The sequence below is a fragment of the Paenibacillus sp. WLX2291 genome (genome assembly GCF_046603665.1).
Taxonomy (GTDB): Bacteria; Bacillota; Bacilli; order Paenibacillales; family Paenibacillaceae; genus Saccharibacillus.
On record NZ_CP176755.1, the window covers coordinates 5,579,854 to 5,595,717 of the forward strand.

The window sequence follows — 15,864 nt, forward strand, 5'->3', positions numbered from 1 at the left end:
TATAACTGTTCCTATTCCGATAGCACCACCGTCCCCGCCATACTGGATTGGGAATTTGCTTTTGCTGGAACGCAGTATGCGGATATTGGAAATATGCTGCGGTATGAATCGGCAGGATCACTGTATGAGCAGCATGTTCTAGAAGGCTACCGCGCCGCTGGTGGTGAATTGCATCCACAATGGCGACTTCTGTCGCGAATGGAAGATTTGCTTGCACTGTGCGATATGCTCAACAGCTCTACCAGTGAAATGCCCAATCGCATTGCCGATCTGCGTCGACTGATTGTGCAAACGGTCACTGCCAATTAACAATCCATAACAAAAAGAGCCGCTTCTCCTTCCGGTAAGTTCCCCGGTGGAAAGCGGCTCTTCCTTATTAAAGGATACAGCGATCCCGAACAACAGATGATTATACATCCTATTTCCTATTCGGCACTAGCATCCTAATCTTCATCTATCCTGCGAACATATCCGATTGAACACGCTCGTAATTGACGAATTTATTGAAATTTTTCAAAAAGACCAGTTCGACCGTACCGACTGGACCGTTACGCTGCTTGGCGATAATGATCTCGATGATGTTCTTTTTCTCAGTTTCCTGATTGTAGTAGTCGTCGCGATACAAGAACGATACGATATCGGCATCCTGCTCAATCGAACCGGATTCCCGCAAGTCAGACATCATCGGACGCTTGTCCTGACGCTGCTCGACACCACGGCTGAGCTGAGACAGTGCAATAACCGGCACATGCAGCTCACGCGCAATCTGCTTCAACGTACGCGAGATCTCGGATACTTCCTGCTGACGGTTCTCGCCCGCTTTGCCGCGACCAGAGATTAGCTGCAAGTAGTCGATGACGATCATGCCCAGCCCTTTTTCCTTTTGTAGACGGCGGCATTTGGCACGAATCTCGGATACCATAATCCCCGGCGTATCATCGATATAGATTTCCGATTCTGACAATGATGCGATCCCCATCGTCAGCTTCATCCAGTCTTCTTCTTTGAAATCGCCGGTACGCATGACGCTCGCGTCCAGATTGGCTTCGGCACAGATCATACGCTGTACAAGCTGCGCTGCCGACATCTCCAGACTGAAAATAGCAACCGTTTCTTTGGCACGCACTGCGACGTTTTGCGCGATATTCAGGGCAAACGCCGTTTTACCAACCGACGGACGCGCCGCCACGATGATCAGGTCACTACGCTGGAACCCGGCAGTCATTTTATCTAGATCGATAAAACCTGTCGGAATCCCGGTCGTATTGCCGCTGTTCTCGCTCAGTGTCTCCACTTTCTCGAACACTTCCATCAGCACATCACGAATCGCGATAAAGCCGCTACCTGTACGGCGGTTGGAGATTTCCAGAATTTTGCGCTCCGCATCGCCCAGCATACTGCCGACATCTTCCCCGCCGGTGTATCCTTCGCTGACAATCTGCGTTGCGGTACGGATCAGACGACGCAGCATCGATTTCTCTTCAATAATTTGCGCATAATAATCTACGTTGGCTGCGGTCGGCACCGCATTGGCAAGCTTCGCCAAATAGCTGACGCCGCCGATATCTTCCAGCTGCGAACGATCCTGCAACAAGGAAGTTAAGGTGATCAAGTCAATCGGCTGGTTTTCTTCCCCCAGATTTACCATCGCATCGTAGATCAATTGGTGAGATTTATCGTAAAAATCCTCCGTGTCTACGCGCTCCATCACACTAATCAGCGCTTCTGCTTGCAATAACACAGCACCCAGAACAGCCTGCTCAGCTTCCAGATTCTGCGGTGGAACCCGATCGTAAAACATTTCGCCGCCCATGATTACTCCTCAGTAACTTGGACTTTGAGCGTCGCTTTTACTTCTGGATGCAGCTTCACCGTTACCTGAGTGACGCCCAGTGTACGGATTGGCTCATCCAGTTCAAGTTTGCGCTTGTCGATCTTGTGTCCTTGTTTGGACAGTGCTTCAGCGATTTGTTTGCTCGTAATCGCGCCGAACAGACGACCGCCCTCGCCAGATTTAGCTTTCAGCTGAACCGTAAGCTCTTCCAGCGTTTTACCCAGTGCTTGAGCGGCTTCTTTTTCTTCCTGTTTTTGACGCTCAACAGCAGCGGTCTGGTTTTCCAGAATCTTCACGTTACCGCCAGTTGCCGGTTTTGCATGACCGTTTTTGATTAGGAAGTTTTGTGCGTAGCCGTCAGATACCTCTTTGATATCCCCTTTTTTACCAGTTCCTTTAACATCTTTTAGCAAAATGACTTTCATTCAAATAACCCCTCTTCCTCATTCATTTGATCTAGTACTTGCAGGAGCCGTGTTTCCGCTTCGGCAGCAGTACCTTCGAGCTGGACAGCCGCATTGGTCAGATGACCGCCGCCGCCCAATCGTTCCATAACTACCTGTACATTCATCTTGCCCAGTGAGCGGGCGCTAATACCGATCAGACCATCTACACGTTCGCTAATCACAAACGAAGCGTGAACATTGCTCATATTCAGCAGCGAATCCGCGACCTGTGCAATTAGCAGCTGCGGCACCTTTTCGCCCGGAGACGTAACCGCCAGTGCGATATGATCGTGGATAATACGCGTTTGCTTGATAATCTCAGCTTTGGCAATATATTCGGACAGATCTTCCTTCATCATCTGCTGCACCATCACCGTGTCCGCTCCGTTTCGGCGCAAGAAGCCTGCGGCCTCAAACGTACGCGAACCGGTATGCAACGCAAAATGCTTCGTATCGACCGTAATCCCTGCCAATAGCGATGTCGCTTCCAGCGTAGTGAATTGTACTTTGTCATGAATATATTGCAGCAGCTCCGTCACCAATTCGCAGGTGGACGACGCATACGGCTCTAAGTATACCAGCACCGCATCGTTGATAAACTCCTCGCCACGGCGATGATGATCCACCACCACAACACGGCGCGCACGTTCCACCAGCTTCGGCTCAATCGTCATCGACGCTTTATGCGTATCGACCACGATCATCAGCGTCTGCTCAGTCATAATATTGAGCGCTTCTTCCGGCGTAATAAAATGCACCGATAATCGCTCATCATTGGAGATGCGCTCCATCATGCGTTCAATCGACGGATTGACGCCATCCAGTACGATGTACGCTTCAACCTCATACATATCGGCAGCCTTGAGCACCCCGATACAAGCACCGATCACGTCCATATCTGGAATTTTGTGACCCATGACCAGCACTTGATCACTATCGACCATCAGATCGCGCAGCGCATGGGCGATTACCCTTGCACGTACACGCGTCCGTTTCTCGATCGCATTGGATTTACCTCCATAAAACGACAGACGCTGATCCGCCTTCACTGCCGCCTGATCGCCACCGCGTCCAAGCGCCATATCCAGACTGGACTGTGCCAGTTCGCCGAGTTCGCTGATCGTTTCTGTCCCGAAGCCGACACCAATACTAAGTGTCAGCGGCACTTTCAGATCGGCGGTCATTTCACGAATTTCATCCAAAATAACAAACCGGCTCTGTTCCAGTTCACGCAGCGATTTCTGATTCAGCAGCAGCAGATAGCGCTCTGATGACAGACGACGCACATAGATCTGGTAATGCTTCGCCCAATCGGTAATTCGCGTTGCTACGCGTGCAATCAGACTTGTACGCTGCTGATCATCCATTCCTTGAGAAGCCTCGTCAAAGTTATCGAGCAGCACGACGCCAACTGCCAGACGCTCCTCCTCATGACGATCACGCAGATTCGCAAATTCCGTAATATCCTGCACATAGATCAGCCGCTCGTCCGGCAGTACGATACATTCCAGCGTACGTATATCATGCTGCAATTCAAAGCGAACTTCCTTGATCGCCGCTTTGTCGCGTGTCGCTTCCTTACGGCTGTCTCTCGCCTTTTTATATTGCTCCTGAAAATCTTGAAAGCATTCATCCAGCGGTGTGCCGACCAACGTCTTACGACCGAACAAACCAGCAATGTATCGATTATGCCATTCAATCGAAAATTTATTATCATACAGCACCAGACCGAACGGAAGCGTACTAACTGCTTCTTCTTCTACACGCCTGATTCGAAAAGACAAGCCAGCAATATACTCATCCAGTTCCCGCCTGAACGCAAGCTCCGAGCGAACCAGCACCGCTGCGAACAAGATAACTGCACACAACGCTACCAATCCGACGATCCAGTTGAACCAGGACAGAAGCACAACCAGACCTAGCATGAGCAGTGATGCCCACACCGACCGGTAACCGTGCCAGCGGTTTAGCAAAAAATTAGGCATCATTCATCACCCTTACCGTTTCGTTCTCGTAATATACTCGCGGAGCGGGAAAGCCAGATCGATAATCCCGATAATCCGCAGCGGCGGAATCAGTACGACGACGATCGCCAGAATAAACGGCAGGAACGATCCCCACTTCCGCTGACTGGCCCAGAAATACACAAATCCGATCGTCTGGATCGTAAAGGCAAGATGAACCAGTGGCATAAAGTTCAGCACAATCGCCGCCAGCACACCCGTCATGTTCGAACGTGCGATAAACTCCAGAAATACGGCGATCAGATAATACCAGATCAGCGATCTTGGCAATCTCCAATCGCGTGCCGGTTTCAGACGCGGCACAGAATAATTCATACTTTCGAGCAGTGGACGCGATACCGCATGTGTAATGATCGCCATCGTAAACGAAGCGATAATGAGCGCACTGGGAATCAACGTGAGCGTATAATTGCTCAGCCCAATAATATACTCCGGCGTCAGCACATCGCTCAGGTTCGAATTCACATCCGCCATTGCTTGTAGCGGTGCAACGGAAATCTGAATCACATCCCGCACGTACTCTCCTAGACTAAAATGGAACACTGCGGTTGCAATTAATAGCAGCACAAGCAGTTCCACCAATGCGGTCAGACCGCCAGCAAAAATAACTTTCAGTGCAGGCTGATACTTCTTGTACATCCTGCCCATCACAATTCCCGGAATCATGAAGAATATTCCTAGAATCGGCAGGAATAACCCTGCCTGTCCAGCAATGATCAACGCGATCAACCATACAGGAATCAAGTGCATGATGAATTGGCGCAAGGTCAAAGTTGAATACAGCACGACGACAGGCACAATTAGAAATAGCATACCGATGACTCTTACAGATGTTATTAGGGATAGTAGCAGAAGCAGGTAAGCAACGCTCCATGCTACGGATGTCCAGCGCAGTTTCAAACGATTCACCTCTTACGCACAAATTGTCGGCATCGCTAAAAAAGATTTACTCATCATTATAGCATAGACGCCGAGGATCACGCACAGATTTGTATAGCGACCGCAGCCGATTTAGATGCCAGACATACGGTTGCGCTCCGGCGCGTATTCACCGCCGCGAACGAATTGTTCGCAGTATTCAATAATCTGACTACGGCGTACGATGCCGATAAATCGGTTCATATCATCGACAACCGGCACAAAGTTCTGCACTTTAGCCAGATTGATCAGGTCTTCCATATTGGCATCGATCGATACCGGCTTGTCATCCCGTTTAAGCGGAATTTCGGACAGCAAAAATTTAGAAGCGTTCTCAAAAGTCACCTTGCCACCGGAATTTCGCATAAACCAGAGCAAGTCCCCTTCCGTGATCGTACCTACATATTTCCCGTCCTTGTCGAGCATCGGGATGGACGTATAACGATGATATTCCATCCGTTCGAGCGTCTGGCGCAGCGTCGAATTAAGGGTGACGCAAACGACCTCCTGCTTCGGCAGCAGAAAAAACGCAATATTCATGAAAAAACCTTCCTCCTCGTCGTATTACGACCTGCTGCACCGATGGCAGCATAGTATGATTCATGGATTGGTGTCATACAGGTGTTGACGATGCTTCTCTTCTATTTTAAGCGATAACCAGCCTACAATAAAGCCAGTCTATCCAATTAACGTAATTCGGACTGTTGAATGGTCGTTTCGGTATCTCCATCAGCCGCATTGCCGGAAGGTGGCTGCTCTACCGCGTCAGGGCCGTCCTTGCTCATCCAGTCATCAATCAATTGCTTCGCTTCTTCCACTTCGCTCTCATCCGGCACTTCATAATAGACGCCATCAATATACTCACCTTCACCAGCGATCGTGAATGCTTTCACTTCCGGCTCGCCAGTATGCAACAATTGACTCGCTAGACCAGTTAACTGATCCGGGCGCATATCCGTTTTAAAATTATCGCCCATAATGCTGAGCAGCTCCGGCACTTTATCGATCTGTTTCAACTGAAATGCCTGACTGGCAATCTGTTGCAGGAAGATCTGCTGGCGCTTCGTCCTGCGAAAATCGCTATCTTCACGGTACCGCACATAATACAGCGCCTCCTGACCGGAGTAGATTGGCTTGTTCGCTTTGATCGTGAATTGCTCATGATTCGGATCACGGTTCACAATATCTTCTTCAATCGGCAACTGCACACCGCCTAGTGCATCAACCGCATTAACCAATCCTTGAAAATTAACCGATGCGTAAAAATTAAGCTTCTCATCTAGAAAATGCTCTACCGTATTCATCGTCATTTCGATGCCACCAAATGCGTACGCATGATTGATTTTGTCCATCCGGTCGCGCCCGACGATCTCGGTGTATGTATCGCGTGGAATGGAAATAAGCAGCACTTTGTTCTCAAGCGGACGTACGACCGCATACATAAGGGTATCCGAGCGCGCCGTCTCATTCTCCCGCTGATCGCTACCGACCAGCAACATGGAAAATGGCTCAGTCATTACGACCTCCGGCTCCGTTGCTTGCTGTTCGCCGCCTGTTTGACGTACAGGCTGATACGTCTGCTGGAGTTGGGTTTCAATTTTATCCGCAACAAACCAGTCAAACATTGCCAATGAAATTGGCTTCCACCATATAAAGAGACTTGCCGTCAGGACGACCACGGCAGCCGCAATGCCAGACCAAATCTTTTGCTTCTTTGTCATTGTCCCATTCCTCATTTCAAGCAGACATATATTCTTCATTCATTAAACGCTGGATGCAGCTTATGACACAGTTACATTATTTTACACTGTTTCTTGCCGTTTAACCAATAAAAACAAAAACTCCCGGTCATAAATAACCGGGAGTCTTTGGATGCTGCTTGCTTATCAATAAGGAGAACATGCAGTCATCGTGGTGTATGCAAGATACCTTTTACACAGGAAGTGTACAAGAATCTTCTATTATATAGTTACTTTTTTATGATGCTTATTTCGCTTTAGTCAGCGTGATTGCACCAGTGGACTCGTTCCATTTTACGTCCCAGCCCAACAGTTCTGTGATCGAACGCAGTGGAACCAGTGTTCTACCATCGTTGTTCACCATAGCAGTTGCTTCCAGTTTTTGCGTTTTGCCGTTTACATCAACGGTGTTTTTACCAACCCAGAATTTCATTGTATCTTTACCAGCCATAACAGTTACTTGACCAGCAGCTTTGTTCCAAGCTACTTTCGCACCAATTCCTTCAGCCAGGTAGCGCAGTGGAATGTAAGTGGTGTTGTTGCTTACTACTGGTTCTGTATCCATCATTGTTGTTTTGTTGTTGATTTTCAGCTCTTTGCTGTTCAGCTTCATCCACACAGTCGTCATTGCTGCATTGGAAGCAGCTGGCGTTTTGGCAGGCGTAGCAGCAGCTTTAAATTTAGCAGGGTATTGTTTTACAATTGCGCCACCCAGTGCTTCACCGATACCGAACATTGTTTTGAAGCCTTCGCGGTCAGCTTTGTATGCTGCTGCATATTGTTTGTTCGCATATTGATTGATAACGTTTTGGACTTGAGTTTCATGAGTAACCAGTGCTTTTTCAGCAGCGGCAGCAGGCAGATTGTTCGCTGTTGCTGTACCCAGGAATGTTGCAAAGTCCTTCGTAAACATTGTAATGCGATCTTTTACTGCTTGCAGTGCTGCTTTATCGCCTTTTTTCAGTGCTGTTACATAATCACTTTGTGCTTTAATGTGGTTCGTTACCCAGATCGTTTCGAACTGTTTACCACCTTCAGCACCGTAGATCGATGTGATCGCTTTTTTGAATGCAGCTGTGTTTGCTGCTTCCGCAGTTACCAGCGCAGCGGAGTCTTTTTCGCCGTTATACTGTTTTTGCATTTGCAGTGCGGACAATGCAAAGTGCTCAGCAGCCAGACGGTTCAGAGCGGAACGCAGATCAGCCGCCGGTGTATCTACAGTACCGTAGTTGAATTTCGAAGGGTACTGGGACACAATCGCGCCGGAGAGCGCTTTACTTACTGTAAACATTGTTTCGAAACCTTGACGGTATTCTTTGTATGCACCTGTGTAATCACCAGCTACATATTTCTCGAATACGTCTTGTACTTGATCTTCATGCAGTCTCAGAGCGTCTGCAGCAGCTTTTTGTGGCAGTTTGCCAGCTGTTGCTGTTGCGAGGAATTTGGAGAACTCGTCAACAAAGCCCTGTACTTGTGCTTCGGCTTTTTTGATTGCCGCTTTGTTATTCATTTTCGTTGCTTTCACCAGGTTGTCGGTGTATTTGTTATGTGCACGGAAGATACGTTCGAATTCCGCAGCACCTGCTTTACCATAGATAGCTTCGATGGCAGGTTGCATATCCAGTGCATTTTGATCCAGCGCGTCATACGCTTGTTTTGCATCCGGTGCGCCTTCGTAAGCTTTTGTCATTGCAACAACAGCCAGTGCAAAGTGCTCGGACAGCAGATAATCCAATCCAGCACGCAGATCAGCAGCTTTCGTGCTGACTGTCGGTGTTGCTGTAGTTGTGGTTGCAGCAAAAGCTCCAGTTGTAGGTAGTAGCAGGGAAAGACTTAATACAGGTACAAGCAGTTTTTGAATTTTCATCATTCAGGCTCCCTTTGTAAGTCAATTTTGGTTTTGTCTGTTTGTCTTGCCGTCCATGATTGGATAAACGGGCGAAGTTTCATTTTGGATCACATATCATTTGAAAAAAAGTGGAATCGGCTATTATATCGGCTTCACCCAACCTGTATTTGTTCCCGAAAACCCCTGATATGATCTGCTTTCCCCACTGAGCCACTTTTTTGTTATACAGATGCACAGGAAGCTCCGGAACTTCCGTCAATCACATTATGTATAATTCCAATCTTGCTCATAAGTAAGTAAGTGATTTTATCAGTACGGATATGATATAACCACAATTGAAGCGCTTAAACCTTTATCTCTATTTATTTATATTTAATAGTCTTCTTTCGTTGTTTGAAGAATTGATAACGTACCCATACACACTATTTGCATACAAGTATTCTTAATAATAAAGAATACTTTGTTTAAACTATATTTCCTAGTAACCCGATCTTTTCACCTTGTAATAAATACTCACTTTCTCACGTTCAGATCATCATGAATGTTCAAGATGAGTATCCGAATACCGAATGCAGGCAAAATAAAAAGCGTACAGCCTTCTCTCCTGCAATAGGAAAGATGCTGTACGCTTGGAACCTTTCTGCCGAAACAGAAAAGTAATACTATTCAGTAGTGTATGGCAGCAGTGCGATTTGACGGGAACGTTTAATCGCAGTAGTCAGCATACGTTGGTATTTTGCACTTGTACCAGTCACACGACGCGGCAAGATTTTACCACGCTCACTGATAAATTTACGAAGCAGGTCCGTATCTTTATAGTCGATGTGAGTGATTTTGTTTACAGTGAAATAACATACTTTACGGCGTTTGTTGCGACCGCGGCGTCCACCTGGACGTCTGCCTTCGCCATCTCCGCTTTCACGTCTATTAAAGCTCATCTGATTCATTCCTTTCTTACTTTAAAATGGTAAATCATCATCGGAAATATCTATCGGTTTACCGTCATCGGAAAATGGATCTTGATTGTCACGAGAGTAGCTATTTCCATTGCTGCTGCGGTTACTGTTGTTACCGCCGCCGTAAGGTGCTTCCTCACGATTGCCTCCACTATTGCTGTTTCCGCCATCACGGTTGGACTCCAGGAAACGAACATTATCAGCGATAACTTCAGTCACGTATACACGCTTACCTTCGTTATTCTCATAATTTCTTACCTGAATGCGTCCTTCAACCGCTGTTAAGCGGCCTTTCCGCAAGTAGTTGGCGCAGGTTTCTGCCAGTTGTCTCCAGGTTACGACCGGAATAAAGTCCGCTTCGCGCTCTCCACCCTGGCTCGTAAAAGGACGATCCACTGCCAGCGTAAACTGCGTCACAGCCACACCCGCAGGTGTGTAGCGAAGTTCCGGGTCTTTGGTCAACCGTCCGATCAAAATGACACGGTTCAACAATCCAATCCCCTCCTCAAACGAGTTTACAATTCATGATTCAAACTTACTTTGTAACGTCTACAGTGATCAGATAACGGATTACGTCATCAGAAATTTTCATGATACGCTCAAGCTCAGCAACAACAGCTGGAGTAGCTGCGAAGTTTACAAGAACATAAATACCATCACGAATTTTCTTGATCTCATACGCAAGACGGCGTTTGCCTTGGATATCATGGCTAGTGATCTCACCGTCAGCTGTAATGATGCCTTTGAAACGTTCAGTCAACGCTTCAACTGCTTCTTGTTCCATTTCTGGACGCAGAATGTACATTACTTCATAATTGCGCATAGTTTTCACCTCCTCTTGGACTAAGGCCCCTGATCCATGCCAGGAGCAAGGAACGAGCACAAACTCGAACCCTATTATTGTACCAGAAATATGCAGACTCTACAAGGAAAACTTTATATTTATTTGCATACGTATTTGCAATAGAATTTTCGACGTATAAGACGAGGAATAGATAGAGCATACAACAATTCAACACAAAGAAATGCAATATGTAATCGAAGCGAAGAAAGTGCAAAATGTACAACCAGTATAATCACACTGACTGCTTATGACCGAATGCTCATTGATTGCACGCGATTACGATTCCAGAGTTAGCAAAATTATTAAAGCTTACAGAATATATTTGCGTTATATGTTATATAAATTAACACAAAACAACAACAATCAGTTTCTATTTAGCATATATATATTTATTTTTCCATATATCAAACTTATATCATCCTATTTTTCTTTTTAAAATTTTATATAATCTCACATTGACAAAGCTTCCACTTCGAAATATGATAAATACATCTTCTTATATGTCATTTAAATTAACATTTCCTTTTGTATAAGCTCATTAATTGGTTTGAGCGTCTCGACCAGACAACCGTAAATTGTCCCAGGCTACAAGAGGGTGTATCTGCAAAAGTAAACGCATGTTGGCGCTTGCTGTTCCTAATATTCGGTACAGTAGTTGCTGCCATCTGCCGCCTTATTCTCTATGTCGTCAGATCGCTGATGAGATAGGCAACAGGTGTGTTTACTTTCGCCGAGCGCCCCTTGTCGTCTGGGATTTTTGGCGTTTCTATGATTTCCAATTGCCGGTCTTCCCTATACCCATGTTCGCTGACTCCGTATTTCAAATGTATGTGTTCCCAAAATTTTAATGAGGTGATTATTATGAGTACACGCGCCAAATCCCCTGCTGAAGCTGCCCAAAATCAACTGCCCCGTGATTGTACGTTTACACCGGACGACTGGTACGTGCTGTCCCAATACTGGTATCCAATTGCAATCGCTGATGAGATTCAGGACAAACCGGTAGGCGTGAAGCTACTGGACGTGAAGCTCGTCTGCTATCGTAGTGGCGATGAGGTAGTCGTAGCGCGTGATCTATGCTTTCACCGCGGCGCCCCGCTCAGTCTGGGCTGGGTCGAAGACGGTGAGATTGTATGCCCATATCACGGGTTCCGCTACAACTGCGAAGGTGCCTGCACTTCTGTACCAGCACACCCTGATAGCAAAATCTCACCCAAACTGAAGTTGATTATGTATCCGGCTATTGAGAAGTATGGTCTGATCTGGACGTGTCTTGCTAATAATGAACCGCAAATTCCAGACTTCGCTGGCTGGGATGATCCTGATTATGTAAATGTATTGCCGCCAAGCTTTGATATTGCCGGATCATCTGGTCGCCAGATGGAAGGATTCCTTGATGTATCCCACTTTGCCTATGTGCATACCAAAACATTTGGCGATCGTAACAACACCGAAGTTCCACAATACAAAGTAAAACGCGAAGGCAATGAACTGATTGCCGATTACTGGAGCACGGTTAGCAATTATGGCAAAGGGCAAGAAAATCCAGCACCGGAAGGCTTTATGTGGCTACGCGCATTCCGTGTATTCCCGCCATTCGCTGCTTCGCTAACGGTACATTTTCCAGACGACGGCAAACTGATGATTCTGAACTGCGCATCTCCGGTATCGGCACGTTACACCCGGCTGTTCTGCCCGATCTCACGCAATTTTGATAAAAGTGTTCCGGCAGAGGATACGATCCGCTTCAATCTACAAGTGTTTCAGGAGGATCGTGAAATGGTCGAAGCCCAAACGCCGGAAGATCTACCGCTTGATCTGACTGCTGAAGCCCATATCCCAGCAGACCGTACCTCCATCGCTTACCGTCAGCTACTGACTGAGTTGGGATTGGGACGTCATTACACATCCTGATCTGCACGATACAGCTTGAGCACGATTGCTGAAGGCAAAATGTTCTATCCTATGCAGGCATTCACGCATATCACACGCATATCACTTATACAGGCAAATGCGCATCATTTCGGCGCATTTGCCTGCCCTAAATAACATAAAAAAGCTCCGCCGCAGAGGTCTGCAACAGAGCTTAGTCACGAATCATATATGTAGCAATCAATATGGGATGGCGGAGAGAGAGGGATTCGAACCCTCGCACGCCCTAAGACGCCTAACTGATTTCGAGTCAGTCCCCTTATAACCACTTGGGTACCTCTCCGTATAACATGCACCGCTGTGAAAGCGATCCATTTACAACAAAATTGATTATACTTGATTCTTTTTCGGTTGGCAATAGAACAACATTATATTTTTTGAATGAATCTGGAAGGAATTATCCGTTTACACGTATCAGGCTGTCCTTTACACTGGTGGCTGTACGGATTTTATTTCTTTCGCAGGGGGAATACATGTTATGCATCAGACGCAACACATTCAGGAAGCTAGAGATTACATTGTAAAACAAACCGGTGCACAGACACCGACAGTCGGTATGATTCTCGGTTCAGGGTTAGGCGGTTTGGCAGATGAGATTGAACATCCAACGATTTTCCCATACAAAGACATTCCGCATTTTGCTACTTCTGGCGCTGTTGGTCATGCGAATGAGCTGGTAATCGGTACACTTATGGGCAAGACGGTAGTTGCGATGAAGGGACGTCTTCATTATTATGAAGGCTTTACACTGGATGAAGTGACCTTCCCGGTACGCATTATGAAGGCGCTTGGTGTCCAGCAATTAATCGTCACCAATGCCTGCGGTGCGGTAAATACAAGCTTTGCACCGGGGGAGTTGATGCTGATCACGGATCATATCAATCTCGTCGGCAATAATCCGCTCATTGGACCGAATAATGCACAATTGGGCACTCGTTTCCCTGATCTGTCGCAAACGTATCATCCAGAGCTGCGCAATATCGCGTTACAGGTCGCACAGCAGCAGCAGGTATCGTTACAGCAAGGCATCTACGCATGGTGGACCGGTCCTGCTTATGAAACGCCGGCGGAAATTCGTATGATTCGTACGCTTGGTGCAGATGCAGTCGGTATGTCCACCGTGCCAGAAGCGATTGTTGCTGTTCATGGCGGCATTCAAGTGCTCGGTATCTCTTGCTTAACGAATATGGCATGCGGTATTCTGGATCAACCGCTTAGTCATGATGAAGTCATCGAGGTCGCGGCAAAAGTAAGAACTACATTCGTCGGTCTGATCAAAGGCTTGCTGGAACAGCTTTAAGCTAAACCATCACTTTGGGCATCTCTTGAGTATTTACCGAACAGAATATCGATGAGAATATGTTGCAGCACTGCATAGTTGCTACAGGCAATACGTAGTTAAACGCTGGTCTTCAATAGACTGATCAGAATAGTGATCAAAGCAATATACAAATAATAAACTTAAATGCGTCATTGCTGATAGGGTATATCCCCTTTTGGCAATGACGTTTTGCATGAAGTTCTTGGTATGATGGGGTGTGAAGCAGAAGATGCCTATATCACGTGTTATGAAGTAATATGCTGAACAATTGTTAACTGAGTAGCTGCTATAAGAGGAAAATATATAACAATACGGATGCAAATGGCATACGCTGAATAGTAGGAGCACGCATGATGTATCGTTGGACACATATAGATGCTTCCATCCTTGGTATTCATCGTTATCCCCAGTTATCTACATAGCAAAAAAGGTTATCCACAGTGGATAACCTTTTTCTATTCTTTATTATCCTCTATAACCACGTCATCTGTTGATAACTTTGTAGATAAACATTATTCCCCTGAAGGCATTGCTTGCTCTGGATCGGCGACAGATCGTAGCACCTTTTTCATGTTTTTCTCAAATTTTGCTCGTGGCACTAGCACACTATGCTTGCAGCCTACGCATTTGATACGAATATCCATGCCCATGCGGATAATCTCCATCTCATTGCTACCGCAAGGATGCGGCTTTTTCATCTGTACAATATCCCCCAGCTGAAACTGCTTGCGTTCTACCATAACCTCCACCCTTTCTCTCTTCTCAACTTGCTATCGTCCGCAATTGTTTATCCACACCCATTTTACCAGATTTTTTATCATTTGCGGGCTGTGGATACAAATATGTCGGTTGTTGCTGCATCCTGACTTGTACCATAACAAACCGGGCTACTTGTGAGAGCAGCCCGGTCATTTTCGTTCGTCTTTTCTTTTACCAATTAATCGTTGGATTCATTCGGATCGCGCTTATCGGTTACTTCTGTTTTCAGCACACCTGTTTGCGGTGCTGGCGCTTGATTCGCTGCTTCCTGCTCAGCAAGTTTTGCTTCTTCTGCTGTTTTGCGTTCTTCTTCCAGACGTTGTTCTTCTAGATCCGCATCCAATTGTTGTTTTACCGCCGTATGAATAGCACGTTCGATATTAGCGCGAGAGTTCGGCTGACATTTGGCGATAATCCGCAGCGAATATTCGCCTGTCGTCAGCGTCTGGATACCGAGTACCTCCGGTACATCCAGCACTTCGTCACGATCTGTTTTCATCGTTTGCGTAGCACGCAGTACCAGCTCCTGTGCATCAGCGAGCGAGCGATCCATACTCATCGGAATATCGACGACTGCCAGTGCATTCGATAATGAGAAGTTGGTTACGCTAATAATAGAACCATTTGGAATAATATTGACTTCACCATTCCAGCTGACCAGACGAGTCGTACGTAGACCGACCATTTGTACCGTACCTTTGTATGTACCGGTCTGAATAACGTCGCCTACTGCAAATTGATCTTCAAAAATAATGAAAAAACCAGTAATAATATCTTTGATAATACTTTGAGCACCAAAGCTGATTGCCAGACCGGCAACCCCGGCTCCTGCTAATAACGGTGCCAGATTAAATCCAAATTCATTCAAAATCAGCATGATCATAATAAAGTTAAACACGCTGGAGATTACATTTTTACTCAATTCACCGATTGTGACTAGCCGCCGTGGATTGGTCGCAATTCTGCTCTTATCGCGCCCGGATAAAGAGCGTTCGATTACCTTGTTGATCAACTTAATAGCAATTCTGGTGAGGAGAAAATAAGCACGATACGAATGGCAGAGAATGCAAATTGAGTCCACATTCCTGTATCGGTAAACCAGTTCCAGAATTTGTCCGTAAAGCTACTAATCTCTTGCGCTGCTGTATCGGCAGCATTGCCACTGCTCAGCCAATGTGTTGCAAATAGCTGTAGTGTTGTTTGAACCAGATTCATAGATTGCCCTCCTTGTGCATAGTA

16 protein-coding genes, 1 tRNA gene and 1 riboswitch are annotated in these 15,864 nt (G+C 46.4%); of the genes, 3 read left to right on the forward strand and 14 right to left on the reverse strand.

Annotated elements, in window-relative coordinates; genetic code table 11:
• Nucleotides 1–93: 93 nt before the first annotated feature.
• Nucleotides 94–309 carry a hypothetical protein gene (locus ACDE64_RS23840; protein ID WP_411348593.1) on the forward strand — a complete coding sequence of 72 codons (216 nt, stop codon included), beginning with the start codon at nucleotides 94–96 and terminating at the stop codon, nucleotides 307–309.
• Nucleotides 310–454: 145 nt separating this feature from the next.
• Here the strand turns inward: ACDE64_RS23840 and dnaB are convergent, their stop codons facing one another.
• The 10 genes from dnaB to rpsF all read right to left on the reverse strand — a co-directional run bounded on the left by dnaB (nucleotide 455) and on the right by rpsF (nucleotide 10,592).
• On the reverse strand, nucleotides 455–1,813 hold the full coding sequence (gene dnaB / locus ACDE64_RS23845) for a replicative DNA helicase (RefSeq protein ID WP_411344529.1): 1,359 nt from the start codon (nucleotides 1,811–1,813) through the stop codon (nucleotides 455–457).
• A 2-nt stretch (nucleotides 1,814–1,815) separates the two neighbouring features.
• Entirely contained in the window at nucleotides 1,816–2,259 is a 444-nt protein-coding gene (rplI, locus tag ACDE64_RS23850; RefSeq protein WP_411344530.1) for a 50S ribosomal protein L9, read from the reverse strand.
• The gene (locus ACDE64_RS23855) at nucleotides 2,256–4,265 is read right to left on the reverse strand and encodes a DHH family phosphoesterase (RefSeq protein ID WP_411346900.1); all 2,010 of its coding nucleotides are present in this window, start codon (nucleotides 4,263–4,265) and stop codon (nucleotides 2,256–2,258) included. Before ACDE64_RS23855 ends, rplI begins: the two co-directional genes overlap by 4 nt.
• Nucleotides 4,266–4,277: 12 nt before the next feature.
• Entirely contained in the window at nucleotides 4,278–5,213 is a 936-nt protein-coding gene (locus tag ACDE64_RS23860; RefSeq protein WP_411348594.1) for a DUF2232 domain-containing protein, read from the reverse strand.
• A 102-nt stretch (nucleotides 5,214–5,315) separates the two neighbouring features.
• Nucleotides 5,316–5,762 carry a CBS domain-containing protein gene (locus ACDE64_RS23865; protein WP_411344532.1) on the reverse strand — a complete coding sequence of 149 codons (447 nt, stop codon included), beginning with the start codon at nucleotides 5,760–5,762 and terminating at the stop codon, nucleotides 5,316–5,318.
• Between the two features lie 146 nt (nucleotides 5,763–5,908).
• Nucleotides 5,909–6,943 (reverse strand): LCP family protein, encoded by a 1,035-nt coding sequence (locus ACDE64_RS23870; RefSeq protein WP_411344533.1) that lies wholly within the window; start codon nucleotides 6,941–6,943, stop codon nucleotides 5,909–5,911.
• A gap of 265 nt (nucleotides 6,944–7,208) precedes the next feature.
• Nucleotides 7,209–8,831, reverse strand: a complete 1,623-nt coding sequence (locus ACDE64_RS23875) for a copper amine oxidase N-terminal domain-containing protein (protein ID WP_411346901.1) — start codon at nucleotides 8,829–8,831, stop codon at nucleotides 7,209–7,211.
• Between the two features lie 644 nt (nucleotides 8,832–9,475).
• Entirely contained in the window at nucleotides 9,476–9,751 is a 276-nt protein-coding gene (gene rpsR / locus ACDE64_RS23880; protein WP_188778322.1) for a 30S ribosomal protein S18, read from the reverse strand.
• A gap of 21 nt (nucleotides 9,752–9,772) precedes the next feature.
• Nucleotides 9,773–10,261, reverse strand: a complete 489-nt coding sequence (gene ssb, locus ACDE64_RS23885) for a single-stranded DNA-binding protein (RefSeq protein WP_367064095.1) — start codon at nucleotides 10,259–10,261, stop codon at nucleotides 9,773–9,775.
• Between the two features lie 43 nt (nucleotides 10,262–10,304).
• Entirely contained in the window at nucleotides 10,305–10,592 is a 288-nt protein-coding gene (gene rpsF, locus ACDE64_RS23890; protein WP_367064096.1) for a 30S ribosomal protein S6, read from the reverse strand.
• A 526-nt stretch (nucleotides 10,593–11,118) separates the two neighbouring features.
• Nucleotides 11,119–11,221: riboswitch (purine riboswitch) on the forward strand.
• A gap of 253 nt (nucleotides 11,222–11,474) precedes the next feature.
• Here rpsF and ACDE64_RS23895 point away from each other — a divergent pair.
• Nucleotides 11,475–12,527 carry a Rieske 2Fe-2S domain-containing protein gene (locus ACDE64_RS23895; protein ID WP_411344534.1) on the forward strand — a complete coding sequence of 351 codons (1,053 nt, stop codon included), beginning with the start codon at nucleotides 11,475–11,477 and terminating at the stop codon, nucleotides 12,525–12,527.
• Nucleotides 12,528–12,736: 209 nt separating this feature from the next.
• On the opposite strand, the gene ACDE64_RS23900 is transcribed toward ACDE64_RS23895, so the two are convergent.
• Nucleotides 12,737–12,828 (reverse strand) — tRNA-Ser (locus ACDE64_RS23900).
• 195 nt (nucleotides 12,829–13,023) lie between these two features.
• On the opposite strand from ACDE64_RS23900, the gene ACDE64_RS23905 reads away from it, so the two are divergent.
• Nucleotides 13,024–13,845 carry a purine-nucleoside phosphorylase gene (locus ACDE64_RS23905; protein WP_411348595.1) on the forward strand — a complete coding sequence of 274 codons (822 nt, stop codon included), beginning with the start codon at nucleotides 13,024–13,026 and terminating at the stop codon, nucleotides 13,843–13,845.
• 533 nt (nucleotides 13,846–14,378) lie between these two features.
• On the opposite strand, the gene ACDE64_RS23910 is transcribed toward ACDE64_RS23905, so the two are convergent.
• From ACDE64_RS23910 to ACDE64_RS23920, 3 genes are all read right to left on the reverse strand, one after another.
• A complete protein-coding gene (locus ACDE64_RS23910) occupies nucleotides 14,379–14,606 on the reverse strand; it encodes a DUF951 domain-containing protein (protein ID WP_411344536.1) in 228 nt (75 codons plus the stop codon).
• A gap of 197 nt (nucleotides 14,607–14,803) precedes the next feature.
• A complete protein-coding gene (locus ACDE64_RS23915; protein ID WP_411348596.1) occupies nucleotides 14,804–15,637 on the reverse strand; it encodes a mechanosensitive ion channel family protein in 834 nt (277 codons plus the stop codon).
• Entirely contained in the window at nucleotides 15,634–15,840 is a 207-nt protein-coding gene (locus ACDE64_RS23920) for a hypothetical protein (protein ID WP_411348597.1), read from the reverse strand. The genes ACDE64_RS23915 and ACDE64_RS23920 overlap by 4 nt, the downstream gene beginning before the upstream one ends.
• Nucleotides 15,841–15,864 lie beyond the last annotated feature (24 nt).

What these genes read in the sequence shown, in the direction of transcription:
- ACDE64_RS23840 (WP_411348593.1), top strand. Translation starts at nt 94, where the DNA reads ATGCTGCGGTATGAATCGGCAGGATCACTGTATGAGCAGCATGTTCTA.
- dnaB (WP_411344529.1), bottom strand. Translation starts at nt 1,813, where the DNA reads ATGGGCGGCGAAATGTTTTACGATCGGGTTCCACCGCAGAATCTGGAA.
- rplI (WP_411344530.1), bottom strand. Translation starts at nt 2,259, where the DNA reads ATGAAAGTCATTTTGCTAAAAGATGTTAAAGGAACTGGTAAAAAAGGG.
- ACDE64_RS23855 (WP_411346900.1), bottom strand. Translation starts at nt 4,265, where the DNA reads ATGCCTAATTTTTTGCTAAACCGCTGGCACGGTTACCGGTCGGTGTGG.
- ACDE64_RS23865 (WP_411344532.1), bottom strand. Translation starts at nt 5,762, where the DNA reads ATGAATATTGCGTTTTTTCTGCTGCCGAAGCAGGAGGTCGTTTGCGTC.
- ACDE64_RS23870 (WP_411344533.1), bottom strand. Translation starts at nt 6,943, where the DNA reads ATGACAAAGAAGCAAAAGATTTGGTCTGGCATTGCGGCTGCCGTGGTC.
- ACDE64_RS23875 (WP_411346901.1), bottom strand. Translation starts at nt 8,831, where the DNA reads ATGAAAATTCAAAAACTGCTTGTACCTGTATTAAGTCTTTCCCTGCTA.
- rpsR (WP_188778322.1), bottom strand. Translation starts at nt 9,751, where the DNA reads ATGAGCTTTAATAGACGTGAAAGCGGAGATGGCGAAGGCAGACGTCCA.
- rpsF (WP_367064096.1), bottom strand. Translation starts at nt 10,592, where the DNA reads ATGCGCAATTATGAAGTAATGTACATTCTGCGTCCAGAAATGGAACAA.
- ACDE64_RS23895 (WP_411344534.1), top strand. Translation starts at nt 11,475, where the DNA reads ATGAGTACACGCGCCAAATCCCCTGCTGAAGCTGCCCAAAATCAACTG.
- ACDE64_RS23905 (WP_411348595.1), top strand. Translation starts at nt 13,024, where the DNA reads ATGCATCAGACGCAACACATTCAGGAAGCTAGAGATTACATTGTAAAA.
- ACDE64_RS23910 (WP_411344536.1), bottom strand. Translation starts at nt 14,606, where the DNA reads ATGGTAGAACGCAAGCAGTTTCAGCTGGGGGATATTGTACAGATGAAA.
- ACDE64_RS23920 (WP_411348597.1), bottom strand. Translation starts at nt 15,840, where the DNA reads ATGAATCTGGTTCAAACAACACTACAGCTATTTGCAACACATTGGCTG.